The sequence below is a fragment of the Aquifex sp. genome, assembly GCF_056494385.1.
In genome coordinates this window covers 1-24,585 of record NZ_JBSLZM010000030.1, presented here as the reverse complement: position 1 = coordinate 24,585, position 24,585 = coordinate 1, and the positions used below count along the sequence as shown (strand labels likewise).

The 24,585-nt window shown below is 43.1% G+C and carries 24 protein-coding genes; 9 read left to right on the top strand and 15 right to left on the bottom strand.

Annotated features, from left to right (window positions below; genetic code table 11):
* Nucleotides 1–20: 20 nt before the first annotated feature.
* The 6 genes from ACWB1W_RS02375 to ACWB1W_RS02350 all read right to left on the bottom strand — a co-directional run bounded on the left by ACWB1W_RS02375 (nucleotide 21) and on the right by ACWB1W_RS02350 (nucleotide 6,521).
* Nucleotides 21–428 carry a DUF2231 domain-containing protein gene (locus ACWB1W_RS02375; protein ID WP_479369798.1) on the bottom strand — a complete coding sequence of 136 codons (408 nt, stop codon included), beginning with the start codon at nucleotides 426–428 and terminating at the stop codon, nucleotides 21–23.
* 22 nt (nucleotides 429–450) lie between these two features.
* Nucleotides 451–2,172, bottom strand: a complete 1,722-nt coding sequence (locus ACWB1W_RS02370; RefSeq protein WP_479369797.1) for a bifunctional 3'-5' exonuclease/DNA polymerase — start codon at nucleotides 2,170–2,172, stop codon at nucleotides 451–453.
* A gap of 24 nt (nucleotides 2,173–2,196) precedes the next feature.
* Nucleotides 2,197–4,602: a ribonucleoside-diphosphate reductase subunit alpha gene (locus ACWB1W_RS02365; protein ID WP_479369796.1), complete on the bottom strand. Its 2,406-nt coding sequence runs from the start codon at nucleotides 4,600–4,602 to the stop codon at nucleotides 2,197–2,199.
* 67 nt (nucleotides 4,603–4,669) lie between these two features.
* Complete coding sequence (locus ACWB1W_RS02360) at nucleotides 4,670–5,467, bottom strand: inositol monophosphatase family protein (RefSeq protein WP_479369795.1); 798 nt, start codon at nucleotides 5,465–5,467, stop codon at nucleotides 4,670–4,672.
* Between the two features lie 20 nt (nucleotides 5,468–5,487).
* Complete coding sequence (locus ACWB1W_RS02355; RefSeq protein WP_479369794.1) at nucleotides 5,488–6,108, bottom strand: energy transducer TonB family protein; 621 nt, start codon at nucleotides 6,106–6,108, stop codon at nucleotides 5,488–5,490.
* A gap of 5 nt (nucleotides 6,109–6,113) precedes the next feature.
* On the bottom strand, nucleotides 6,114–6,521 hold the full coding sequence (locus ACWB1W_RS02350) for a CoA-binding protein (protein ID WP_479369793.1): 408 nt from the start codon (nucleotides 6,519–6,521) through the stop codon (nucleotides 6,114–6,116).
* Nucleotides 6,522–6,563: 42 nt separating this feature from the next.
* Between ACWB1W_RS02350 and miaA the strand changes: the two genes are divergently transcribed.
* Entirely contained in the window at nucleotides 6,564–7,511 is a 948-nt protein-coding gene (gene miaA, locus ACWB1W_RS02345) for a tRNA (adenosine(37)-N6)-dimethylallyltransferase MiaA (RefSeq protein WP_479369792.1), read from the top strand.
* The gene (locus ACWB1W_RS02340) at nucleotides 7,471–7,983 is read left to right on the top strand and encodes an HIT family protein (protein WP_479369791.1); all 513 of its coding nucleotides are present in this window, start codon (nucleotides 7,471–7,473) and stop codon (nucleotides 7,981–7,983) included. Before miaA ends, ACWB1W_RS02340 begins: the two co-directional genes overlap by 41 nt.
* On the opposite strand, the gene ACWB1W_RS02335 is transcribed toward ACWB1W_RS02340, so the two are convergent.
* The 8 genes from ACWB1W_RS02335 to ACWB1W_RS02300 are packed head-to-tail and all read right to left on the bottom strand — an operon-like array spanning nucleotide 7,961 to nucleotide 18,245.
* Nucleotides 7,961–9,883, bottom strand: coding sequence for an ATP-dependent DNA helicase (locus tag ACWB1W_RS02335; protein WP_479369790.1), 1,923 nt, complete (start codon nucleotides 9,881–9,883; stop codon nucleotides 7,961–7,963). The two genes, ACWB1W_RS02340 and ACWB1W_RS02335, sit on opposite strands and share 23 nt — an antisense overlap.
* On the bottom strand, nucleotides 9,880–10,755 hold the full coding sequence (locus ACWB1W_RS02330) for a CobW family GTP-binding protein (RefSeq protein ID WP_479369789.1): 876 nt from the start codon (nucleotides 10,753–10,755) through the stop codon (nucleotides 9,880–9,882). The genes ACWB1W_RS02335 and ACWB1W_RS02330 overlap by 4 nt, the downstream gene beginning before the upstream one ends.
* Nucleotides 10,756–10,764: 9 nt before the next feature.
* Complete coding sequence (mltG, locus tag ACWB1W_RS02325) at nucleotides 10,765–11,745, bottom strand: endolytic transglycosylase MltG (RefSeq protein WP_479369788.1); 981 nt, start codon at nucleotides 11,743–11,745, stop codon at nucleotides 10,765–10,767.
* A complete protein-coding gene (locus ACWB1W_RS02320) occupies nucleotides 11,742–12,518 on the bottom strand; it encodes a TlyA family RNA methyltransferase (RefSeq protein WP_479369787.1) in 777 nt (258 codons plus the stop codon). The genes mltG and ACWB1W_RS02320 overlap by 4 nt, the downstream gene beginning before the upstream one ends.
* Before the next feature lie 15 nt (nucleotides 12,519–12,533).
* On the bottom strand, nucleotides 12,534–15,590 hold the full coding sequence (locus tag ACWB1W_RS02315) for an efflux RND transporter permease subunit (RefSeq protein ID WP_479369786.1): 3,057 nt from the start codon (nucleotides 15,588–15,590) through the stop codon (nucleotides 12,534–12,536).
* 13 nt (nucleotides 15,591–15,603) lie between these two features.
* Complete coding sequence (locus ACWB1W_RS02310) at nucleotides 15,604–16,680, bottom strand: efflux RND transporter periplasmic adaptor subunit (RefSeq protein WP_479369785.1); 1,077 nt, start codon at nucleotides 16,678–16,680, stop codon at nucleotides 15,604–15,606.
* Nucleotides 16,677–17,852 carry a TolC family protein gene (locus tag ACWB1W_RS02305; RefSeq protein ID WP_479369784.1) on the bottom strand — a complete coding sequence of 392 codons (1,176 nt, stop codon included), beginning with the start codon at nucleotides 17,850–17,852 and terminating at the stop codon, nucleotides 16,677–16,679. Before ACWB1W_RS02305 ends, ACWB1W_RS02310 begins: the two co-directional genes overlap by 4 nt.
* Nucleotides 17,853–17,906: 54 nt before the next feature.
* Complete coding sequence (locus ACWB1W_RS02300) at nucleotides 17,907–18,245, bottom strand: hypothetical protein (RefSeq protein ID WP_479369783.1); 339 nt, start codon at nucleotides 18,243–18,245, stop codon at nucleotides 17,907–17,909.
* A 14-nt stretch (nucleotides 18,246–18,259) separates the two neighbouring features.
* Here ACWB1W_RS02300 and ACWB1W_RS02295 point away from each other — a divergent pair, with 14 nt between their 5' ends.
* The 4 genes from ACWB1W_RS02295 to ACWB1W_RS02280 are packed head-to-tail and all read left to right on the top strand — an operon-like array spanning nucleotide 18,260 to nucleotide 20,559.
* Entirely contained in the window at nucleotides 18,260–18,880 is a 621-nt protein-coding gene (locus tag ACWB1W_RS02295; RefSeq protein WP_479369782.1) for a DUF1122 family protein, read from the top strand.
* Nucleotides 18,859–19,404 (top strand): orotate phosphoribosyltransferase, encoded by a 546-nt coding sequence (gene pyrE, locus ACWB1W_RS02290; RefSeq protein ID WP_479369781.1) that lies wholly within the window; start codon nucleotides 18,859–18,861, stop codon nucleotides 19,402–19,404. Before ACWB1W_RS02295 ends, pyrE begins: the two co-directional genes overlap by 22 nt.
* Nucleotides 19,405–19,414: 10 nt before the next feature.
* A complete protein-coding gene (locus tag ACWB1W_RS02285; protein ID WP_479369780.1) occupies nucleotides 19,415–19,939 on the top strand; it encodes an archaemetzincin family Zn-dependent metalloprotease in 525 nt (174 codons plus the stop codon).
* Nucleotides 19,936–20,559, top strand: coding sequence for a hypothetical protein (locus ACWB1W_RS02280; protein ID WP_479369779.1), 624 nt, complete (start codon nucleotides 19,936–19,938; stop codon nucleotides 20,557–20,559). Before ACWB1W_RS02285 ends, ACWB1W_RS02280 begins: the two co-directional genes overlap by 4 nt.
* On the opposite strand, the gene ACWB1W_RS02275 is transcribed toward ACWB1W_RS02280, so the two are convergent.
* The gene (locus ACWB1W_RS02275) at nucleotides 20,540–22,438 is read right to left on the bottom strand and encodes a helicase HerA domain-containing protein (protein WP_479369778.1); all 1,899 of its coding nucleotides are present in this window, start codon (nucleotides 22,436–22,438) and stop codon (nucleotides 20,540–20,542) included. The genes ACWB1W_RS02280 and ACWB1W_RS02275 overlap by 20 nt on opposite strands.
* 109 nt (nucleotides 22,439–22,547) lie before the next feature.
* On the opposite strand from ACWB1W_RS02275, the gene ACWB1W_RS02270 reads away from it, so the two are divergent.
* The 3 genes from ACWB1W_RS02270 to ACWB1W_RS02260 form a co-directional block, all read left to right on the top strand.
* Nucleotides 22,548–23,741 carry a DUF4382 domain-containing protein gene (locus ACWB1W_RS02270; protein WP_479369777.1) on the top strand — a complete coding sequence of 398 codons (1,194 nt, stop codon included), beginning with the start codon at nucleotides 22,548–22,550 and terminating at the stop codon, nucleotides 23,739–23,741.
* Nucleotides 23,742–23,758: 17 nt separating this feature from the next.
* Complete coding sequence (locus tag ACWB1W_RS02265) at nucleotides 23,759–24,181, top strand: hypothetical protein (protein WP_479369776.1); 423 nt, start codon at nucleotides 23,759–23,761, stop codon at nucleotides 24,179–24,181.
* Nucleotides 24,182–24,195: 14 nt separating this feature from the next.
* Nucleotides 24,196–24,585, top strand: a 390-nt coding sequence (locus tag ACWB1W_RS02260) for a thrombospondin type 3 repeat-containing protein (RefSeq protein ID WP_479369775.1), incomplete at its 3' end; no start/stop codon positions are given.

Genomic DNA, 24,585 nt, shown 5'->3' with positions numbered 1-24,585 from the left:
GTGAATAAGTTATGTCTCCTTCAGAAGAACATCAATCTCAATAGCCATCCGAAGGTAACGACCGCTATAACGAGTCCGAGTCCCACAAAACCTATGAGAACACCCCACTTCCAGTTAAGGTCTTTTTGCTTAATCCACAACACGGGAAACGTAGCGAGAGTGTAAAGCATAAGAAGTATTCCGAGCCACTTATGCGGAAAGAGGAAAATAAAGGTTGTTTTCTGCTGTATGTAGGGATTTGATGCTTGAGCAATACCGGTTATGACCGCAAGAATTACGAGAATTGCGGATATTACGTGGTTAAACAGTCCGTGGTGTAAGAAGAAGGTTACGTGTCTCTTAAAGCCATAATAAATTACGTAGCTCAAGTAAGAGACGAATATGAGTCCCACCAGGAAATAGTTTATAAGAGGGTGTATCTTTCCCATAACTTAAAGTTTATCCTATAAATTAGTCCTTAATCCACCTCTCATTTATTAAGCTCTCAACCTCCACCGGAACTTTCTTTAGGATTATCCTCCCCGCCTGTTTCATAGCTTTTTCAAGAACTTCCTTTACTTCATCCGCTACCTCTTTTTTGCACTCAACTACTATCTCGTCGTGAACAAGGTTAACGAGTTTAGCCTCAAGGTTTTTCTTTTTCAGTTCTGCGTCAAAAAGTAAAACCGCGAGCTTTAGGAGGTCAGCTCCCGTTCCTTGAATGGGGTAATTTACCGCATCGTTGAAGGTAGTCGCCGTAAACCTCCTTCCCAGAAGTGTCCTGCCTCTGTATTCTCCTTTCTCCTTTAACTCCTTCTTAACCCTTTCGTGCCACAGCTTAAAGGCCTTAAAGTTCTTAAAAAATCTATTCCTGAAGGTCTCCGCTTCCTTTTCACTTATCTCAACACCGTAGCCCGTTCGTGCGTATTCCGCAAGACCCTTTGCGGATATACCGTAAATGAGCCCAAAGTTTATCGCTTTTGCGAGCTGTCTCTCCTCCTTTGTTATTTCCTCCTCACTTTTCCCGAGAACGAGGGAGGCGGTATACCTGTGGAGATCCTTCCCTTCCCTAAAAGCCCTTATCATAAGCTCTTCGTTAACGTATTCCGCAGCAATTCTAAGCTCAATCTGGGAAAAGTTCGCTATTACGAATGTGTTTCCCTTGGGGGCTTTAAATATACTCCTTTTCTCCCTTGGGACGTTCTGAACGTTCGGCTTTAAAGAAGACATCCTTCCCGTAACCGCACCTATCTGTTTAAATTCGGGGTATAGCCTATCTCCCTTAAGGTTTTCCTTTATCTCCTTGAACTTATCCGAAAACTTTTTTAGTTTCCTTATCTCAAGGAGTAACTTCACGGGTTCCACGTAGGTATACGAGGATAAAACCTTATCGTCGGTTGATACGTTTCCCTTCTGGGTTTTTGGAAGGTTGAGCTTATACTTTGATGTAAGGAGTTGTCCTACCTGCTTGGGGGAAAAGGGGTCCACCCTGAACTTTATCAAAAACTCCTGAACCTTTTTCTGGGTTTTCCTTTCAATTTCTTTTAGGGTTTTTTCAAGGGTTTCCCTATCGACAGGTATGCCGTTTCTTTCAAGCTTTACAACTTCCTTCACGAAAGCCATCTCAACTATGGCAACGGGGCTTTTGAGACCGAATATCCTTGCGGTTCTTGTCTTTAGAAGTTCTTCACCTCTCTCACCTTCAAGTTGGTTTAACATATCCCTGAGCTTGGGAAAGAGCTCCCTCAGGACATCCACGTCCTTGGCCGCATACTTTAGCTGGGCATCCGAAAGAACAGGAGATCCCCAATCCGAGAGCTGATAACTTTTGTCAAGGGTGTAGCCGAGAAGGTTCCCGACGAGGTGATTAAGGGAGTGCCTCTCGTATCCGAGAAGGTAGCTCGCTATCATCGTATCAAAAGTTGTGAGGGGCTCTATTTGGTAGTTCAGAAGGTAATGGAGGTCAAACTTTAAGTTGTGTCCTATTATTCCCTTGCTTGATATCAGTTCTCTTAACGGTGTTATATCCTGTATCTCGTATAAGTCTATAACGTATGTTCTCTCGTCGTCTCCCACCTGAATCAGTCTTATCTTATTCCCTGCTGTTTCTGTATCAAGGTAGAGGTATGGAGCCTTTTCAAGTTTTTTACAGCCTTCTTTTAGTCCTAATTCTCCTATTATATATTCAAACATAACTAAAAAAAATAGTTTAAGGAATCAGGCACTGCAGGCCTCGCACTCTTCTATGTCAACCAGAGACTTACTTCTGAGGTAGTAAACTGTTTTCAGTCCAAGTTCCCATGCGAGTTCATAGAGTCTTGAGAGTGTTGGTCCGTCTATGTTTTGAGGGTCTACAAAGAGGTTAAGGCTCTGGGCTTGGTCTATCCATTTCTGTCTTACCGCCGCGGCTCTTATGGTCCACTTGTGGTCTATTGTATAGGCTGTCTTGTAATGCCAGTAATACTTGTCAACCTCGGGTGGAACCTGCGGGAGTATTCCGCTCATGTTCTCTTCTTTGTAATACCTTGCGAAAACCGGGTCTATTGAAGGTGTAGCTCCGAGTATGAGTGAGGTAGAACCCGTAGGCATCAATGCAAGAAGGTAGGCGTTTCTTATACCGTACTTCTTTATCTCTTCCGCCAGCTCCCTCCAGGGGAGGTTGTTTCCGTTCTGTTTTGAGTTCTCTTCAATCTCATCAATGCTCCTTCCGAAAAGTATCCCCTTGCTCCAGTCGGAACCTTCAAAGAGGGAATACTTTCCCCTTTCCTTTGCAAGTTCAAGGGAGCCTTTGAGTGCGTAAAAGGCTATGAGTTCAAATAGTTTGTCCGCAAACTTAAGGTGTTCCTCGCTCTCCCACTTTATACCGTTCTTTACCAGGCAGTAGTGGTAGTTTGAAACGCCGATTCCGATGGCCCTGTAGCGCTTGTTCGTGTATTCCGCTTCGGGTATTGCGTAAAAGTTCATCTCTATTACGTTGTCAAGCATTCTAACGAGAACGGGAAGAACTTCCTTTATCTCCTCCTCTGTATGAACCTTTCCGAGGTTTACCGAACCGAGATTACATACAGGAAGGTCTCCTGCTTCTTTCTTGTAAACAATCTCTCCCGTTTTCTTGTCAAGAACCGGTTTCGTATGTTTTGAAACGGACATCGTCTGAATTATTTCGTGGCATAAGTTACTTGAGTAAACCATACCGGTGTGTTTGTTGGGATTCTTTCTGTTTGCCTCATCCCTGAAGAAGATGTAAGGTTCTCCCGTTTCAAAGGCTACCGTGAGGAGTCTCTTCCAAAGCTCAAAGGCGTTCACTTTCTTCTTTGCAAACTCGGGTAGCTTTTCCTCAAGGTACGTGTACCACTTTTCAAACTCCTCTCCGTAAAAGTCTTCTAAACCTTTCGGTTCAAGTATTTCCTGTGTTCCGTCCTCCTTTATGCCGACGTAGTAATGGCTTCCGGGAAGGGGTTTAATCTCTCTAAACTTTCCGTTGTAAAGCTCTCTCGTTATATACTGTCTTGCCCAGTAGGGGTCTACGAGAGTCCAGTCTTCTCTGTTTTTAAGTCTTTTCATAAAGAGGTCTGGAATTGATACCGCCGGGTGTATGTCGTGGGCTTTCTTTCTCTCGTCTCCTACGTTTGTCTTTACTTCCAAAAAGTCAAGTATGTCTTTATGCCATATGTCAATGGTTATTGAGGCTGAACCTTTTCTCATCCCGAGCTGGTCTACGTAGGTCATCGTGTCGTTTATGAGTTTTACCACGGGTATTACTCCGCTGGAGGCTCCTTTGAACTTTCTTATGGGTGCTCCCATCGCCCTTATCTTTCCGAGGTATACTCCGAGTCCTCCCGCAAACTTGGATATCATTCCCGCCTTTTTTATGTTGTCAAAGATGTCGTAAAGGTCGTCGTCAACCGTGAGAACGAAGCAAGAAGAAAGCTGAGGAAACGGTCTCCTGGCGTTCATAAGCGTGGGAGTTGCAACGGTAACTTTGTGAAGGGAAAGAACGTCGTAAAAAGTTTTTACCCACTTCAGTCTTTCTTCTTTCTTTTCGGGAACCGCGAGGGTCATTGCTATGAGCATATACATCTCTTGAGGGAGCTCTATTACCCTCCCTTCTTCGTCCCTTACGAGATATCTGTCGTAGAGGATTTTTATCCCTGTGTAGGTAAAAAACATATCCCTTTCGGGCTTTATGTATCTGGCAAGTTCGTAAAACTCTTCCTCCGTGTAGTTTTCAAGGAGATACTCGCCGTATATCCCCCTTTCTACGTATTCCTTTACGAACTTGTAGAAGTTTTTTCTGTTGTAGGGTTTATACTTTCCGAGGTCGTCTCTCAGTGAGTATCCCCTTATGTGAGCAAGGTCTTTGTAAAGGTCGTAGAGTAGAAGTCTTGCGGCGGTATAGGTCCAATCTGGTCTTTCGGGAGATACCTTTTCGGCGGCAGTCTTTATGAGAAGTTGCTGTATCTCTTTTGTGGTTATACCGTCCCTGAACTGTATCTGGGCGTCTGCTTCAAGTTCAAGGGGGTCAACGTTTAGCCCCTCGCAGGCAAACTTTATAGCTATCCTAATCTTGTTTATGTCAAGCTTCTCCTTTCTTCCGCTTCTTTTTATGACGTGCATAGTCATGGAATAGGATTTTATTCCGAATCCGTATCATTGTTTTTGCGAATTCTCAAGGAAAACCAAAAATTACTTACATGCTTTCATTATCCATATACTTATTCACAACCTTGAGAATAAAGTCGTGTAGCATCTTGTTTCCCGCTATTACGTCTGAGATACCGAAGGGGTCTCCCTTTAAGGTGTATAATCCGCCTGCTTCTTTCAGTATCACGAGACCAGCAGTTATGTCCCAGGGTTTCATCTCAAACTCCATCATTCCGTCAAATATACCCTCCGCAAGCATGCATATATCAACCGCTGCCGCCCCGGGTCTCCTTACGGAACCAACCTCGTAAAACACCTCTTTGAATACGTTTAGGTAAAGTGATATATCCCTTCTGCTTCTTGAGGGAAATCCGTAAACAACTGCTGCGTGCTTGAGTTCTCCTCCTTCTTTTACATTTATCCTTTTCCCGTTCTTATACGCTCCCATTCCTTTACAGGCCCAGTATAGGATGTCAAAGTACGGAAGGTAAACAGCTCCTACTACGGGTTCATCTTCCTTTACAAGACCTACGGATACCGCAAATATGGGAAAGCCTTTTATGTAGTTCTTCGTTCCATCAAGCGGGTCTATGAACCACTTGTAGGGGCTTTCCTTTCCCTCCTTTCCCTTTTCTTCCCCTACGACCTCGTGGTCGGGAAAAAATTTAAGGATTAACTCCTTTATTCTCTCCTCAGAGGTTTTATCAACGTAGCTTACGAAGTCCTTCTCCCCTTTTTCCTCTATATTTTCAAGCTTTATCTTTCCGAAGTTTTCCTTTAATACCTGTCCCCCCGCAAGGGCTGCAAACTTTGCAACTTCAAGAAGTTTCTCAAGATTTTCCATAGGAATTATGAATACCACACTTAGGTAGAGAAGGTAAAGGTTATAATACCTTCCTGTATTTCGTTGCTCTCAATCTCTTCAAAGCGTAGCTTTTTAACAAACCTAAAGATACCGTTGTCTATTTCCGCTATACCGCTTCGCTGAATTATCACAGCTTTTATGACTTTCCCGTCCGGGTCAACATAAACTTTAACAACAACACGGGAAGGAAACTCGTTCACCTTAAAGGTGGGAGGAGGAGGAACGTAGGTTAGCTTCCTACTTCCCGTTTTTATCTTCACCGATTTTTTGCTAAGAACTGCGGAAATCTCTCCTATCTCCTTTTTTAGTTCTTCTCTCTTTTTGAGCCTCTCCCTTATCCTCTTTTCAAGCTGGGGAAGTATGGATACCTCCTTTCTCTCCTTTTTCTTAACCTTTATCCCCTTTCCCTTAACAACGTTTACAGATTTTACCTTCGGTGTTCCGGTTTTCTTTCCTCCCCTTTTCTTTGGTTTTACCTCAACTATCTTAACCTCAAGAGGCTTGTATTCGGAAACTTTTTGGGGAACAAAGGCAAAAAGATAAAAGGAGAAAATTTTAAGGAGAATTAGGTTTATGAGAACCGAGACGATAAGGTAAAGAAGATTTTCTAAACCTTTCACACTTTTTAAAGATATCCCGCTTCAACGCCTATACATGCGTTGTAAATTATCTTAATTTTGTCCTTATACTTTTCTATTACTTCGGGGTTTTCCGCTCCGGGTTGAAACCACACACACTTAGCGCCGACTTCCAAGGCTTCTTTTATAACCTCCTCAGCGTGGGCGGGATTTCTGTAAACGTTTACTATGTCTATGGGTTCGGGGACGTCTTTAAGTGAGGGGAGAACCTTTATTCCGAAGATTTCCTGTCCCGCATATCTCGGATTAACGAGGTATATTTTATGCATACCTTTTTTTACGACCTTCTCGGTCGTGTAGTAAGAGGGTCTTTCGGGTTTCGGAGATATTCCCACAACCGCAACAACTTTAGAGTTTTTAAGAGTTTCAAGGGCTTCGTCCACGTGCTCAACCATTACTTACCTCCTTCGGATTTTTTAAATATTTTAAAAGATTATATGAAGACACTTATAATCGGTGGTCCCACCGCAGTAGGAAAATCGGAGATAGCTTGTGAGGTAGCGAAAATACTGGGAGGGGAAGTTATAAGTGCTGACAGCATGGCGGTTTACAAATACATGGATATAGGAACCGCTAAACCCCTTGAGTGCATAAAGGAAGTTCCCCACCATCTAATAGACGTTGTGGAGCCCGGAGGGTACTTTGATGCAAAGATATTTGAAGAAGAAGCAAGAAGGTTAATAGAGGAGATAAAGGAGAGGGGAAAGGTTCCGATGGTTGTAGGAGGGACCTATTTATACATACAAGCCTTGATTTACGGGATTGAAAACACACCAAAACCCGACTGGAGATTAAGGGATAAGCTGTATAAGATTGCTGAGGAGAAAGGAAAGGAGTTCTTATACAACAAGTTAAAAGCTGTGGACAAGATTTACGCTAAAAAGATACATCCCAACGACCTCCGAAGAACGGTAAGAGCGTTAGAGGTTTTTATTAACTCGGGAAAACCTTTCTCCTCCTTTCACAGGTGGGATAAACCGAAAATTGAGTTCATTGGTTTTTACCTAAAAAGAGACCTTAAGAACCTATACAGAAGGATAGAGAATAGGGTTAGGGATATGGTGAAGAAAGGACTCCTTGAGGAAGTGAGAAGGCTTCTCGGTATGGGTTATGAGAACTTCTTAACCTCGGGTCAGGCGATAGACTACAAAGAGTTTGTTCCATGTGCAAAAGGAAAAAAAACCGTGGAAGAGTGTATAAGAGAGGCGGTAAGGAATACTAAAGAACAAGCGAAAAGACAGATAAGGTGGTTCAGAAAACAAGGCTGGCACGAGATAGACCTTGATAGGCTGAGCAAAGAAGAGGCTGTAAAGAAAATAGTTGAGATTTACAATAAACTGAAGTATGAAGATACTGTGGGCACCCTGGAGAAGGGCTTACGTTGAAAATGTTGATAAGATAGAAGGGTGTTTCCTTTGTCACGCTCTTAGACAGCCCCCGGAGAAGTGGAAGGAGGTATTACTCGTTTACAGGGGAAGAAATGCTTTTGTCATTCTGAACAAGTATCCCTATAACACGGGACACCTTATGATTGTTCCCGTAAAGCACACGGGAAACTACGGGGATATAGACGGGGATACCGCCCTTGAGATGCACGAGCTTCTGAAGGCTGTTCTTGAGGCACTAAAAAGGGAGTATAAACCTCACGGTTTTAACGTAGGCTACAACTTCGGGAGACCGGCGGGTGCAGGTCTTGAGGAACACATACACCTCCACGTGGTTCCGAGGTGGAACGGAGATACGAACTTTATGCCCGTCATTGCACAAACTAAAGTTATCTCCGAAGACCTATACAGCACTTACGACAGGGTAAAAAGAGCACTTGATGAGGTTCTCAGTAGTAAAAAAAGCGTTTAAACTTCCCTTTGTAAATTACGTTTATTCCGAGAGTCCTCAGGAAATCAACAAACTCCCTGTATCTCCATATACGGTTATCGCAGAGAATTATCGTTCCCTTATCGGAGTTCTGTCTTATAAGCCTTCCCACACCTTGACGAAACCTTATGTAAGCTTTTCTCCTCTGGTATAAGAAGGGGTCTTCTCCTATACTCTTTAAGTAGTTGAGTCTAAAGTGAGTAAGCGGGTCGCTCGGGTTCTCAAAGGGGAGCTTTGCCATGAGAATTCCCTTTTCTCCTTTCACGTCAACACCGGTCCACAAACTATCAAGACCTACCAGAGCTTTTATATTTCCCCTTCTTAATTCTTCAATTAGAATCGTGAGGCTTTCCTTCCCTTGGAGTTTTACACCCTCTCCTTCTCCCTCAAAGAGTTTCAGGTGCTCCTTATTGGTGAGAAGAACAAGAACTTTATCGTATCTGTCCATAAGTATGTAAAAGCTCTGTTTTAGCTTATCTTTCCAGTCTTCCCTTTTGGGGTTTGTGTTTTCTATGATTATTGTTGAACTTGTGTAGTCGTAATTATGTTCAAGAACGTAGTAATTTCCCGTAATGCCCGTGGTAAGGTATATGTCTTCCGGGTCAACAGTTGCGGAGGTAAGGATTACCGCCTTGTAGTCTTCGGGGTCAAGTATATCTCGGGGGAATATCATAAAGGCTTCTATGCGGTAGTTGTAGTTATTCAGCTTCCTGCTCCACTTTCTTGCGATTTTAAACCCTATGTCCACCCTGTTTTCTATCATTATCTCTATAAAATCCCTTAACTTGGCGAGTTTTCGCTCATAGTAATTGAGTTTTTTTACAAGGTCTATAAGTCTCCTTTCCTCTTCATCAAGCTCCTCATACCCCGCTTTTACTCTGTCAAGAAGATCTTTAGGAAGTATAAAAGTTTTTTCAAGGAACTCCTTAAAGGTGTAGCTAACCATAAGTCTCTCGCTTATAGTCTTCTCAAGTTCCTTTCTCACCTTTTCCCTTAGCCTGTTAACGTGGGATTTTAGAGGAACGTATAGGAACTCCTTCAAAAGGGGAGCGTAAAACTCCGGATTTTTTAGGGGTTTTTCTGTTTCGTCCTCCGAGAAGTTGTCACCGAAGTTCTTTGTAAAGAACTCCTCCGCCCCGAGTTTAATTTCCTCCCCGAGTAACTTACCGAGTCCCTGCTCAAGCTCCTTAAACCAGTAAAGGGTTATACCGCTTCTCGTTGCATGAGTAAGGTATCTGTCAAGCTCATGAGCTTCGTCTATAACGAGAACTCTATCCTTCGTATCAAACTCTCTTAAAGCGAGAAGGGAATGGTTAACAACGAGTATGTCCGCCTCGGCCTCCTTCCTCTTTAACTTACTCCAGTAATAACACTCCCATAGGTGAGGACAGGCCATTCTGTAGGCAAAGGTGCAGTAATCGTCGTCAACGGAAACCTTTTCCGCTGTCTCAGGAGATACGTTCGTGAGGGTCAAGTCCCCGTCCCACTCCGTTTCCATAAGACTTTCAATCTCAAGCCTGTCAGCAGGGTCTACATCCTCCTTCTTAAGCCTGTCTATACAGAAGTAGTTTCCCTTTCCCTTAAGTACAGCGTATTTTACCTCCTTTCCCGTGATGAGCTTCCAGTGAGCGGATAGGAACTCTATATCCCTCTTTAGTTGGTCCTGGAGTATCTTCGTCCCCGTTGAGACTATAGCCTTTTCTCCTTTCACTATTAACGGAATGAGGTAGGCAAAGGTTTTTCCTGTTCCGGTGGGAGCTTCTATTAACGAGACCTCTTCGTTTTCTATTGTTTCCTCAACGAGCTCTATCATCTTCCTCTGGGACTTTCTCTCCTCAAAGCCTCTCTTTAGAAGGTACTCGTAAAAATCCCGGGGATTCATTTTATTAAAACCAGGAAGGACTCTCCTCTGTAGTTTTCCGCGGGCATCCCTATGTCGTAATCCCCGAAAACGTAATGCACAAAGACGGGATAAGGATACTCCTTTAGCTTAACAATTCCCTTGGCTCTTATTACGCCGTTTAGAGACTTGAGAAGTTTAACAAGCTCTTCCTCGGTAGGTTCTTCCTTAAAGGTTATAACTTCCTCACTTCTGTGGTCGTGGGAGTGAAAATGAATATTCTGTTTTAGCTCTATGGGGTGTTCGGAACCCTTAAATACTTCCGCCGGAACTTTTCCGTAGGTTGCCCTGTATATCCTATAAAATGTCTCCTTCTCTTCGGGAGCGAACATATTCACAACTTTGTATTTATCCTTAATCTCCTTTACACTCTCTTCCACTTTCTTTATTTGGTCTTCGTCAACGAGGTCTATCTTGTTAAGAACTACGACGTTAGCTGTTGCGAGCTGATACTTCGCCGTGTCGTCATCCTTATACTTAAAGAAGTTCTTTGTGTCAACCACACATATAACACCGTCAACGAATAGACCGAGGGTTTTTAGGCTGAAGACTATGGGGAAAGGTTCAGCTGTTCCGGAGGTCTCAACGATTAAAACCTCCGGGTTGTAGTCCTGAATTAGTTTCCGAACGGAGCTTTCAAACTCGGCACTCAGCTTACAACATATGCACCCTTCGGAGAGCTCAAGAACTTCGGAGTAAACGTTTTGTAAAATCTTTCCGTCAACCCCTATTTCACCGAACTCGTTAACGACTATAGCAACTTTTTTATCCTTCAGGTGCTCCTTTACGGAGTTTATTATTAAACTCGTCTTTCCGCTTCCCAAAAATCCCGTTACGACGTAAGAGGATATCATATGAATAATTTATCTCCCCGCTCTTCGCATGTTCCTGAGATGTTCTACATATGTTCTTGCGAAGTAGTGTTTCCTTCCGTAGCGGTCCGCCACAAAGTAAAGGTAATCAACCTTAGCCGGGAAAAGGGATGCCTTAAGGGAGTCCAGGCCAGGGTTTGATATAGGACCCGGCGGAAGCCCGAAGTAAACATACGTATTATAAGGGTCGTCTATGTAAAAGAACTTTTTGAGAAATCTTCCTCTCCAGAGTCCCCTTCTCTTCGCCACGTATATCACCGTTGGGTCTATCTGGAGTTTCATTCCCCTCCTTAAGCGGTTGTATATAACAGCGGCTATGAGAGGCTTTTCCTCTTTCAGGAATGTCTCCTTCTCAACCATTGAGGCAACCGTGACCCAGACTTCCAGAGATAGGTTTTTCTCCTCAAGGTGTTTCCTTAAATCCTCCGTTTTTTTCAGGAAGTTTTTATACATTACGTCTATAACCTTGAGTGGATGAGTGTTTTTTGAGAAGTAGTAGGTATCGGGAAAGAGAAACCCTTCCATAGACGGAACGTCAAGGTTATACTTCTTTACAACCTTCTCCGAGAAGGCGTATCTTAGGAAATCCTCAGCTTTGCATATTTTGTTTTTTTCAAGGTTTTTCGCTATATCAAATAGGTCGTCCCCTTCCTTCACGACGACTTTGTAAAGCCTTGCCTTTCCTTCTTCAAGTATTTTGTAAACCTCGTAGATACTCAACTTTCCCTTGAACTCGTATTCTCCCGCTTCAAGCTTTCCCCTCAAGAAAGCGTGGAGTACGAGAAACAAATACTTTGAGTTAATAATACCCTCTTTCTCAAGGATTTCCGCTATCTTCGGAACAGGGGTTCCGTACTTTATCTCAACAACCTTCTTACCGATAGGTATCGGTGTTACGACATTGTAAACGATAATACCCGTTATAAAGGAAAGAATGGCCAAGTATGAGAGGAGAAATAAGATTTTCTTCAATCTATTTCCTCCCTCAAGGCTTCTTCTATAGCTTTGTTTATATTTATTTCCTCTCCTTTCCTTGAGGCAAGAACGAAGAACTCCTCGTTTCCCTTAGTTCCTTTAGGTCTTGACTTTGTAATTCCGAGGATTTTGAAACCCTCCTCCTTTAAAAAGTTTACTACCTTTTCAATTGCTTCCCTTTTGTGAGAAATTTCTTTTACAATCCCTTTTTTGACCTTTCTCGGACAAAGCTCAAACTGGGGTTTTACGAGGACGAGAAGGTGTCCATCTTCCTTTAGAAAGGGTGTTACAGAGGGTATCACTTTCGTAGACGAGATAAAGGAAACGTCGCAAGTTATTAGGTCTACTTTCTCGGGAACGTGCTTTTCCGTAAGCTCTCTCGCATCGGTTTCTTCGTATAGGATAACGCGGGGGTCGTTCCTAAGCTTGTAGTCCATCTGTCCCCTTCCTACGTCAACAGCGTAAACCTTTTTAACCCCGTGTTGAAGCATACAGTCCGTAAACCCTCCGGTAGAAGAACCAACGTCAAGGGCCACTTTCCCCTCAAGGTATAACCCGAAACGCTTTATGGCCCACTCAAGCTTTTCTCCTCCTCTTGATACGTACCTCGGGAGCTCTCTTACCTCAATCTTTTCGTTTCCTTTCAACCTGTATCCGGGTTTATCAACAACCTTTCCGTTTACGAGAACCTGTCCCGCCATTATTACCGCCTGGGCTTTTTCCCTTGAAGGAACTATTCCCTTTTCCGTTAGGTATTTGTCAAGCCTCATACAGAAAAAGATAAATTAGCGGGCAAAGCGACGCTGGACCAGCTCATACACCGTAGGTATAACGAGAAGTGTCAAGAAGGTAGAGGTTATTATTCCTCCGACAACAACCGTAGCGAGTGGCTTTTGAACCTCGGAACCTATATCCGTTATCACGAGAAGGGGAACAAGTCCTATAAACGTAGTTATAGCTGTTATGAGGATTGGTCTCAGCCTGAGCATGGCAGCTTTCTTTATGGCTTGCCTCAGCTCAAGCTCCTCTTGAAGCATAAGCTTTATGTAGGAAACGAGAACGACTCCGTTGAGGGTTGCAATTCCGAATATGGCTATAAAACCTATTGCGGAAGGAACGGAAAGGTTAAAGCCGGAAATGTAAAGCGCTATCACACCTCCTATTATTGCAAAGGGAACGTTTAGCATAACTATAAGGGTGTCTTTTACGGAGTTAAAGTTAAGATACAGGAGAATGAATATGAAGAATATGGCAAGGGGTACCGCTATGTAGAGCTTCTTCATAGCTCTCTCCTGGCTTTCAAACTGACCGCCGAAGGTTATAAAGTAGCCCTCCGGAAGTTTTATCTCTTTCTTTATCTTTTCCCTCAGTTCCTCAACGAGACTACCTATATCCCTCCCCTCAACGTTAGCCATGACGAGTGCATACCTTACGTTGTTCTCCCTTCTTATGATAAATAGACCCGGTTCTACTTTTAGATCAAGAAGTTCTCCCAGTCTGAAAATCCGTCCTTCCCTTTCAAATAGGGGGATATCCTTCAACTTCTCAACATCTCCGACGAACTCCTCGGGTAACCTTAGGGTTATAGGAAAGAGAAGGGTATCCTGTTGGAAGTATCCGACAGAACGGCCTCCGAGCATATACCTTACAACGTCAAGGACCTCTTCCTTAGTTATTCCGTATCTGTTCAGAACCCCCTCTTTGGGATACACCTTCAGTTGAAGTCTTCCCGCCTGAATTTCCTTTTCAACGTCAACCGCTCCTTTAGTGTTCCTGACTATCTCCTTAACCTTATCCGCAATCTCGTTGAGCTTTTGTGGGTCAGTTCCGAAAACCTTAATAGCTATATCAGCCCTGACTCCCGAAAGGAGCTCATCAATCCTCATCTTTATAGGCTGGGTAAAGGAAAGGGATGCGGGAAGCCAGCTTAGCCTTTCCCTGAGTATGTTGTTAAACTCTTCCCTCGTTTTAAAGCTCTTCCATTCCTGCGGAGGTTTCATAATTATCCATGTTTCTATATAGTTAACGTCAACGGGTTCTCCCTTTTCAGCTCTTCCTACCGTTGAGAAAGCTCTTATAACTTCGGGAAACTTCATCGCTTCCCTTTCTATGGCCGTAGCTATTCTTTTTCCTTCTTCAAGAGATACGTTCGGGTCAAGGAAGGCTTTTACAATGACAGCTCCTTCTTCAAGCTCCGGCATAAATTCTGTTCCCGTTCTGGTAAGAAGGAAGAGACTAAACACAAAGGAAATAAGGGTAAGGGCTATTATGGGAAGTCTGAACTTAAAGGAAAGGTCAAGAACTTTATCGTAAACCTTTAACGCTACGTTCATAAGTGTGCTGTATGCGGTTTTTCCCGGTTCCAGGAAGTAGTAAGAGATAACAGGTATAAACACGTAAGCGACAAAGAGTGAAGAGAGAAGGGCTATTATAAGCGTAAGAGCGAGGGGTTTGAAGAACTTCCCTTCAATGGATTCAAAGACGAATATAGGAGTGAAGACGATTGATATAACGAGAACGGAGAAAAGAATAGGTCTCCATACCTCCTTTATTGAATCAAGGATTATTGAAAACTTAAAGCCTTCCTTTCTTTCCGAAAGGTGTCTGTATATGTTTTCCACTATTACGACCGAGGAGTCCACAAACATACCTATGCCTATAGCCAGTCCCCCGAGGCTCATCAGATTTCCCGTTATTCCCATCTCCCGCATCACTATAAAGGAGATGAGAAGGGTAAGCGGAAGGGAAGATATAACTATGATGGATGCTCTGAAGTTTCCCATAAGAAAGGCGGTTATCAGTGCTACAAGAAGCATTCCGCTGAAGAGTGCCTTCTGTATAGTAGAAACCGCTTTTTCCGTGAGATATGCCTGGTCGTATAAAAGCTCAAGCTTTATTCCTTCGGGAAGTATCTCTCTTATCTCTTCAAGTTTCTTTTTGACTTTATCAACCACTATCTTTGTGTTTTCATATATCCTTTTAACTACTATGTTTCCCTGAACCTCTTTACCGTTCATCGTGAAAGCTCCCCGTCTGTTAGGAACCTCCCCCTTCTTTACCGTTGCTATATCCCCGAGGAGAATGGGTAAACCCGTCTTTTCGTCAACTTTCACAGGAATGTTAAGAAGTTCCCGGATAGATGTTATTCTTCCCAAACCTCTTACAACGAGGTCTCCTTCTTTTGATACGTAGAAGCCTCCCTCAACTATGAGATTGTTCCTCTTTAGCGCCTGAAGCAGGTCTTCAAAGGTTATACGGTAATAAAGAAACTTATCAGGGTCGGGGATAATGAGGTAGGAGAGTTCGGGGCCGAACTGGACGATTTCTTCCACACCTCCCACACTCATAACCAGAGGTCTTATCATCCACCTTTGGTATATGGATTTGAGTTCCTCAAGGCTGTATTTTCCGCTTGTATCCTCAACAGCATACAGGAGTATGTTTCCGAGTCCCGTTGAGTTTGGCCCCATGACGGGGACGTATCCCTCCGGGAGTCTTGCGGTCGCGTCGGGGAGCTTTTCCATGATGAGTCTTCTGGCAAAGTAAACGTCTGTTCCTTCCTTGAAGTAAACGGATACGTAAGATAACCCGGGAAGGGAAACACTTCTGACGAGGGTAACGTCTTTTATACCGTTCATAACCGATTCTATGGGAATGGTTATTAAGGTTTCTACTTCTTCGGCGGAAAGCCCGGGAGCTTCCGTGTATATGTTCACCTGAACGGGAGTAGGGTCGGGGAAGGCGTCTATGGGGATTTCTCTGAAGCTCTTGACTCCGTAAAATATTACAACTCCGAGAAGTATTAAAACAAGAAGTCTGTTTTTCAGTATAACCCTAAACATCCATTCACCTCCTTCAGTGGGCGTGTCCTCCCTCTTCTATACCGGTGATTTTTGTCTTCAGGAAGTTAGTTCCTTCAACCGCTATAACCTCACCTTCGTGTATACCCTCTATGAGAAACTCTTTTCCAAGATCCTTAAGTATCACAACCTCTTTCGGTATAAACTTTCCCTCTTTAAAGAGAAAAACTACATGCTTACCTTCTATTTCCTTAACCGCGGATTTGGGAACAACTATCCCGTAATCCTTTCCGGTGTAAACCCTCACGTTTACGAACATTCCGGGTAGAAGTATATGCCCCTCATTTTTAACGGTGCATCTCACCTTTACTTTCCTTGTTCCTTCGTCTATTTCGTGTCCTATGTAGTCAGGAGAGCACACGATACTTTTCCCGTCAACCATTACCTCAAAATGTTCGGAGTTTCTTACCTCCTTAAGCTTCTCGGGGGATACCCAGGCATACACCCAAACTTTTTTGTGGTTGTGAACCTCGTAAAGAAGTCTATCAACTCCCACACTGCTACCTACAAAGACTTTCTGGAATACAACGTAACCTTCTCCGGGAGAGGTTATAAGGAGGTTTCTCCCTTTAATTTTTCCGAAGCTTCTCAGCTCCCCGAGGAGAGCCTCGTAAGTTCCCTTAAGGCTTTCATACCTTGCCTTTGCATCAAGGTATTCCCTATACCTTATCAACTTCTGTTTGTATAGTTTTTCGTACTCCTTATAAACTTTTTCTGCTACTTTTAGCTCCCTTTTTGTTCGCTCAACCCTCGTTATCAGCTCAGTTATGTAAGGGGAAAAGACTTCAAGGAGCGGCTCACCCTTTCTTACGTATTCTCCCTCAAACTTGTAAACCTTCCTTACTATTCCCTCTATGGGGCTATAGACCTTATAGGCGGTTTGGGGATACTCTTCAACGGTTGCAGGGAACTCCATAACTTTACTTACGGGCTTTTTCTCAACCCTCATGAGCTTTATACCGAGAAGTTCCATCTGTTCCTTTGTAAGCCTTATTTCTTCTTCGTGGTGCTCTTTTTCACCCTCGTGAGCAAAAAGAAAGCTTATGAGAAATAGAGCGAAAAGAAGCCTCATCTTTTAATACCTCCCACTTTTATCAGGTCGGAAAAGGCTATGTGAAATTCCCTGTAGAGACGAGCTCTTTCCCTTAACAGCTCAAAGTAACGCCTCTTAACGTCGGTAAGCTCAAGGAGGCTTATCACGTTAAGCCTATAACTTTTTAATGCAAGAGAAAGCTCCTTTTCCGCACGAGGTAGAAGAACTCTCTCAAGGTTCTCTATACTCTCTCTTAATGTTCCCATAAGGGTTAGGGCATTTCTAACAGCTGTTGAGAGTACGAGCTTTTCGTTCTTCATTTGGTAGGAAACCGCCTCCTTCAGTTTCATATGTCGCAGTATCTCCCCCTGTCTTCTGTATAGGACAGGAAGTTCAAAGGAAAGGCTTACACGAAAGCCGTAATATCCTTCTTCGCTGTCCTCCATGAGAATGCCTATACTCGGTTGGGGCTTTGAAAGAGCTTTCTCAACCTCTATCCTTCTTTCCAGGAGTTTACGAACCGAGAGGTACCTCATAACCCTCGGACTTTTGCTAACTTCCGGAACACGAATTTCCGGAAGGGTGTAAATGTTCCCTTTTACGTCTTTTACCTCACTTCCCGTAAAGGCTTCCAGCTCTTTAAGTGAGCGCTCATAGTCATTTAGGGCCAGGCTAACCCTTATCTTTGCCTCTTCGTAATTTCTTTTCGCCCTTAGGAGTTCAAGCTCGGTTCTTTCACCTATTTTGTAAGCTTTTTCAACAAAGTTAAGAATCTCCTCCGATATCTTAAGGTTTTCTTTTTCTATCTTCAGAATCTCCTTTCTGTAAAGGGTCTCGTAAAATCTCCCGTAAAACTCCGAAAACAGCTCGTACTTCCTGGCGGTGTAGTCGTATAGAAAAACTTCCCTTTCTGTTTTTGCAACCTTTAGCCTTTTTTCCCTTAGCCCCCACAAAGGAACTCTCTGGGAAAGTTCAAGTATGTATACGAACCTCCCCACGGGTTTTAAATCCTGAGTTGTTGAGAAAAAACCACTTTCCAATCTAAGTTCCGGGTTCGGTAAAGCCTTTGCGGCAATCTCAAGACCTTTGTAAGACTCAAGGGTCTTCCTCATGGCCTTGAGCTCCGGGTTGTTTTCCTCCAGAACTTTTAAACCTTCCTCAAGCGTTATACCGAACGAAAGTCCAAAAACAATTAGAAAAACAAGAAACATACCTAACCTCCTTTCGGGAAATTTGAGAATACCTCTAGAAAGAGAGGTAGGGAATCAAATTAAGAGGCGGACCGTTTTATTTATCGGCTCAAGGGGAATTGTTATCTTTATCTTGTAAGAAGAAAGTTTCCTCCTTACAGGGAAATTTACAAATAATGCGGGTAAAACCAGGGGAAAACTTAAATCAACTTCCTTTGGGGTTAAAAAGTCATCAATATTTACGTGAACCTCCCCGGCGGTAAAAATATCCGATTCTTCAGAAAGGTTTAAAACCTCGTAGTGGACGATATTCTCTCTTTCGTGAACACAGAGAACGTATAAACCCGATAGCTTTGTCCCTACAAAGGTTAAAACCACCAGAATTAATATCAGAGCTCTCAGAGAAAGAAACATTGTAAAAAAATTATATGCTTTCCTTCGGGGATTTTGAAGCACTAAAAAAAAGGCTTGAGAAGGGTGTTGAGACAGACCTCGGGAGGTTGGAACTCGTAAGGGTATCAAGGGGAAGGTTTGTAGAGGAGTTTAACCTTGACCTAGCGGTTGACGGAGAAAGTCTTCTAACGGTCAAGGTTTTCCTCGGAAGGAAACCCCACTATGGCCCCTGGGCGGAAATATTCGGGATAAAACCCTCGGTTAAAGGGAGTTCCTTCTTCGGCTCTCTTTGTGAGAGGGAAGTTTACAAGTTATTTTCTTCCTACTTTCCTAAGCTTTTCGTTGAATACTTTGAGGATAAGGAAACAGCTAAGGAGCTCCAGAAGGGTGTTCCTCCCGCACTCTCGCGTATGGGTTTTGAGCTCCTTAAACTCGGATACACCTACTTTAGGGATTGGTATATACCCGAGGGTCTGATGGAAGGAGGACACAAAATTCAGGCGGAGAAGCCAAAAAACGAAGAGATAAAAGTAAAGCACCTAAATAGGCTTGAAAAGGAAGTGAAAGCGTTCCTTGAAGGTAAAGCAAACGAACAACTAAAGGAAAAAGTCCTTGAGAGGTATAATCAATTTAAATGCTTGAGAGAGAAAGACTAAAGGAGCTGATAAGGAAGCGATCCCTGAAGGTTGCGGACAAACCCGTTTTTAAGCTTTCCTCGGGAAAACTGAGCAGATACTACATAGACCTCAAGCAGGTAACCTTTGACCCGGAGGGTTCTTACACACTCGGGAAAGTTATGTATGAAACCCTCAAGGAGTTTAATCCCGACGCATGCGGCGGACTTACCTTGGGTGCCGACCCCATAGCCTATGCGGTAAGCTTCGTCTCCTTTATGGATTCAAATCCTATAAAACCCTTCGTTGTGAGGAAGGAGCCGAAAGGCCACGGAATGAAGAGACAGATTGAGGGACTGCTGAATCCCGGGGAGAGGGTTGCGGTCCTTGAAGACGTAGTAACAACGGGAAGCTCTGCACTCAAGGCAGTAAAGGCTTGTAAGGAATTCGGTCTTGAGGTTATAGGTGTATTTGCCGTGGTAGACAGGGAGGAGGGAGGAAGGGAAAACATAGAAAAAGAGGGCGTTCCCCTATACGCACTTTTCAAGGTTTCTGAACTGCTTTAGCTTTTAGATAATGGGATATATATACATCGTATCTTTCGGAGATGTTGAAGACAGGCTTCTCCTTGCGGATGCGGGAAATATAAAAGAGATGTTCGAACTTGATGTAAGGGTATCAACGGTAAAGGCAGACATAAGCGTGGCTTACAATCTCCAAAGGGGACAGTATCGTGCCGGGGCCATTCTTGAATACCTATCGGGAATAGTTTACCCGAACATGGTGAGGCTTATAGCCCTGGTCGGATTTGACCTTTACGAGGAAGGTCTTAACTTCGTTTTTGGAGAAGCCCAGTATGGGGGAAAGTATGCTGTCGTGAGCACATACAGGTTAAGGCATCCCGACGAGAGGGTTTTCTTTGAGAGAACGTTTAAGGAAACTAACCACGAGCTCGGACACACTTTCGGTCTCAAGCACTGCGAGGACCCCTACTGTGTTATGAGTTTCTCAAACAGCATCCACGAAGTTGACAGAAAATCCCGAGATTTCTGTCCTAAATGCAGGCGAAAACTCGATTACGTCTTATCTTATTACCGATGATAGGAAGAGTTTTCAGAATATTCAGAGAAAAAGGAGGACTTCTTAAGGCCTTGGACCTGTGGGACTGGTATGAAAACCTCCCACATAAATACCAGAAGAAGGTTAAACACTACTACTCCTTAAAGACGATAAAAAGCCTAAACTTTCCCTTCAAGGCAAAACACTTTGATACCGGAGAGATAGAAAACCCGATGTATACAAAGAGAACCTTCCTCGGAACCCTTGCCCAAACAGCTCTCCTTGAAGGAGACTACGAGTTTGCAGAATGGCTTTACAACGAAGCCCTTAAGATGGAAGGCACACCCTACGAAGCGCACCTTATACTGAACGACCTTATTCTCCTTGCCCAGAAACAGAAAGACCTTGAAAAGGTGAAGAAGTACGTCCTTAAGGACGTTGAGCTTTACGAGGAGTATAAAGATGAACTAAGGGAAAGGTGGGGAGGAACCCTACCCCAGATTATGGCCTTTGAGGTTTACGTTTACCTCCTTGAGAGAGAAGGCAAAATTAAGGAAGCCCTTGAACTTGTAGAATGGATAAAGAAGGAGGGAATAACGTATCCCTACTACGACCAGGTAAAGGAGAGACTTCTATCAAAGCTTAAGGAGTCTGAGGGATAATCCCTTCTATCTCAACGAGGAAGCTAAAGGGAGCCCCGAGTCCGCTCACGTATGCTGTTCCGACCTTAAGGAAAGGAAGTTTCCTGTATATATCCTCTTTGTAATGCTCAAAAAACTGGGAAACGGCTTCAAGGTCGTTTTTCGTTATAAGTTTAAATATCACCTGAGTGTTCATCTGGGAAAGAACAAACTTACTTATGTTTGAAGGCCTTTGGGAAACTACGATAAGACCCAGGTTATACTTTCGCCCCTCCATAGCTATCTCGTGAAGAACTACCTGGGCTATGTTCTCCTTTCCGTAGGGAGCTATACCTACACCTTTTTCGGGGACAAAGTTATGGGCTTCTTCAACAACTATTAACCTTTCCCTTCTATCTTCCCTTGCCCTCCTGAATAACTCCTTTAGAATTAGACCAACGAGGTTCAGTCTGCTCTGGAGTATATCAAGATTCCTGAAGTTAATAACCTTAAGTTTCTTTTCAGAGTTCAAAAGATTCTCTATTTTTTTAATAACCTGCGGTTGAGCGTTCACGGAGTTGCTCCCGTATTGGGTTATTAGGTATTCAAGCATACTCCTTAATTCATCCTTCATATCCACGGGAAGAAACTGGTAAGCGGTTTCTACAAGCTCCCTCAGACTTTTTTCTCTGTAAGCTATCAGCTTAATGTCGGGGACCAGGGATTTCCTAAAAAATGCGAAAAAGTTCTTTTCTTGTGCTGATTTCTCCTCGAGGATTATACCGCTTCCTTTCAGGATTTCCTTAAGGTCATCAACATCAACGGGAAAGAGAACGTTATCAATCTCTATTTCTTCAACCTCCCTTCTTTCCCTGAGGGGCTCTCCGTATTCCCCGTGAAGGTCCAGAACTACAACTTCAACCTCCTCCGAAAGGTTTCCGAGGAAATTTCTCACAAAGGTTGTTTTACCCGATCCTGTAGTTCCGAGAAGAACCATGTGTTGAGTTATCACCTTTAGAGCGTCAAGATATGTTTTTATATCCGAGCCGTAAAGCTTCCCTATGTAAACCGGAATGGACATACTGTATCCCGCGTGATTTCTACGAAATACTTCGTTTATATACTCTTCCTCAGTTGCGGGAACAAGAGGCATACCGCTTTCCAAAAAAAAGTCTTCCGTTCTGTAAACTCTCTCTTTTTTATCGTATTCACATATAAACTCAAGGTTCCCTATCTTCAAGGGAGGCTTTTCCCCCATGTATGCGTAAAAGCTTGCCTTTTTCCAATCACCATTCTCACTTTTCATTATTCTGTTTATCACCTCGTTATTCAGCTCTCTTGACTCCTGAAGGGATACGAGTCTGACGAGATAAACCCTTTCGTTCTTTTCCGTCTTGAGGTAGCTCTGTTCCTTTACATCTTCAAAAAAGATGGCGCTTCCCTCTTTAGAGTTCTTAACGCTAAGCGTAAAACCCTTTATCCCCGTTATATCAAGGGAAGACTCCTTTAACCTCTCAAACTCTTCAAGTAGTTCCTTTACAGGTTCATCTTCTACAAGAACGTTAGTTTCCTCGTTTCCATCCTTGTGTATTCCCCTGAGTGTAATATTTGAGGAACCAACAACCCCTATACTTTCGTCAACAACTAAAAACTTCGAGTGGAGTTTTCTGTTCAGATAAATTCTTCCTCCCCTTTCCTTTACAGCTATGAAGAAAGAAACGTCCGTTATCTCAAGGTCCGAAAGTTCACCTGCTCTTACTATAACCTCAATCTCAACCCCTTCCTTTAAGGAAAAGAGAAGCTCCTTAAAAGCCTCACCCCTTATCCAGGCGGAGGCAACCTTTAGGCTTTTTTCGGCCTTTCTCAGAACCTCCCTCAAGGTCTCGTATAACTTTTCTTTTTTAATTACCTTTATGGTCATAATAAAATTTTATCTCTTATGTAAAAAGCCCTAACTAACGTGTAACTAACGTTTAGCTTACTCTCAGCTAACTTTTACATCCTACTCTTAAAACCAGGAGGTGGAAATGATGAGAAGGAAAAAGCTCCTTGCGGTAAGTATATTTTCTTTAGCACTTATTTACGGATGCGGTGGAGGTGGTGGAGGCTCAGTATCCTCAGGAAGCTCGTTAACGACTTCCTCCCTTGACCTTTACGCAACCGATGCACCGGCAAATATAGCACGATTTGAAATTAAGCTTCAGAAGATTGAGCTATGTAGGGATGATGCATGCACAGATACGGAAGTTGTGTTTAATGACAACACGGGGGTAACCCTTGACCTTGCGGAACTGGAAGGGGTATACCATTACCTTGGAACTGTTCAAGTTCCGAACGAGCAGTTTGTAGGTATGAAACTTGAAATTTCAAATCGGGGAACTGTAGTTTACGAAGGTCAAGAAAAGAACTTTGTCATTGACAATAAACAGAACATAAGATGTGACCAACAAGCGGGAAGGTGTTCAATAAACCTTCAGGCAAACGTTGACCCGGCTCAAGGTAAAAACCTCGTTGTAGACTTTCAACTTAATAACTTCCGAGTAAACTGTGATAATGCGAACAGTGAGTGTAGAGTTGAAGACATGTATGTTTCAGCAAGGCATGAAGATGAAGAAAACATAAAAACAAGAGGGAAAATAGAAGCTTACGTGGTGATAGACCCTCAAAACTTTGACGGAACAATTTCGGTAAGTCCGGAGCTTACGGCAAACGTTGAAAGTAACACGCTTTGTAAGCTTCCAGGTGGAAATTACTGCGGTCAGGACTGTGTTCGGACAATTAAAAGTATGCAGGGTCCCGTATGTGCAGAGGTAAAGATTCATCCCGTAGATAAAAGAGTTATAAAGCTTGAGCTTGAAAAAGGAGACGACTGTGGTGAGAAATACGAAAGGGAACACAGGGAAAGGTTCGGAGAAGGAGAGGGAGAAGAACATAACAACAAAGGTATGATACAAAGGCATGAGATGAAGTTACCCTTATCAGATATACAGGTTGATACAATAAATAACACCATAACGGTAAATAGAACTACCATACAGGTAAACGATAGAACTTATTGTGAGTTTGACCTTCCGCATGAGGAAGATACATATCTCGTAGGAACCGAGTGTCTTTCACAACTCCAAAACCTCCAAAGTCAGAACACTTACGTTGAGGTTGAATACGTTCAGGACAATAATAACAACTACGTAGCCCTTGAGATAGACGTGGAAATTGAAGATTAAGTTTTCATATCCTATTTATGATGGTTTTCTTTCTTCTTCTCTTCTTGTTTTTATTTGCTTTAGGGGAGGATGATATAAGGGAGCTTATAGAAAAGGTTAAGAAAGCCCCCCCCGAAGAGAGATACATATATATGAACAGGTTGAAAATGAAGTTAATGGAGATGCAGGAGGAAAAAAGGGAGGAGATAATAAAGAGACTTTACAGGGAGTTCGGGGAAAGACACCACGAAAGGGAAATACCCGAAAAGGAAGAAATGTATGAATACGAAAGGGAAATGGAAAGAGAAGTAGAAAGGGAATATATGCACAGGGAGGAAAGGGAAGAGTTTTATGAGGAGCTGGATGAAAAGCTTGAAAGAAATAAGGAAAGATACGAGGAGTTTGAAAAAGGAAAAAATAGATATCCACCTCACGAAGGAGAGGAAAAATGGGAGGATTAAAATAGTTCGCTGAGATGCTTTTAGCACTACTTTTTGCACTTCTTGGCTTTGCGTTTGGCTTTAGGGACTCCGACCTTGACGGTGTGGACGATAGCGTGGATAAATGTCCCAACACTCCCTTTTTCGTCCTTGTTGATAGATACGGATGTCCTGTTAAAGAACTTAAGCCACGAAGAAGGATAAAGTTCTTCTTCAGGACGGGATTTTCCCATGCCAAAGACGATAACTACGAGTCAAACAGTGTTTATTACTCATTTTCAGCGAGCATTAAATCCTTTTACTTTTCCGTATCATCAAGGTATTACACCTACGTAAGAAGTAGGGGAAGCGGTGCGGGAAACACGTATATTTCTGTAACCTACAGAAAGTATTTTAAAAACCTCGGTTTATATCCCGGTTTGAGG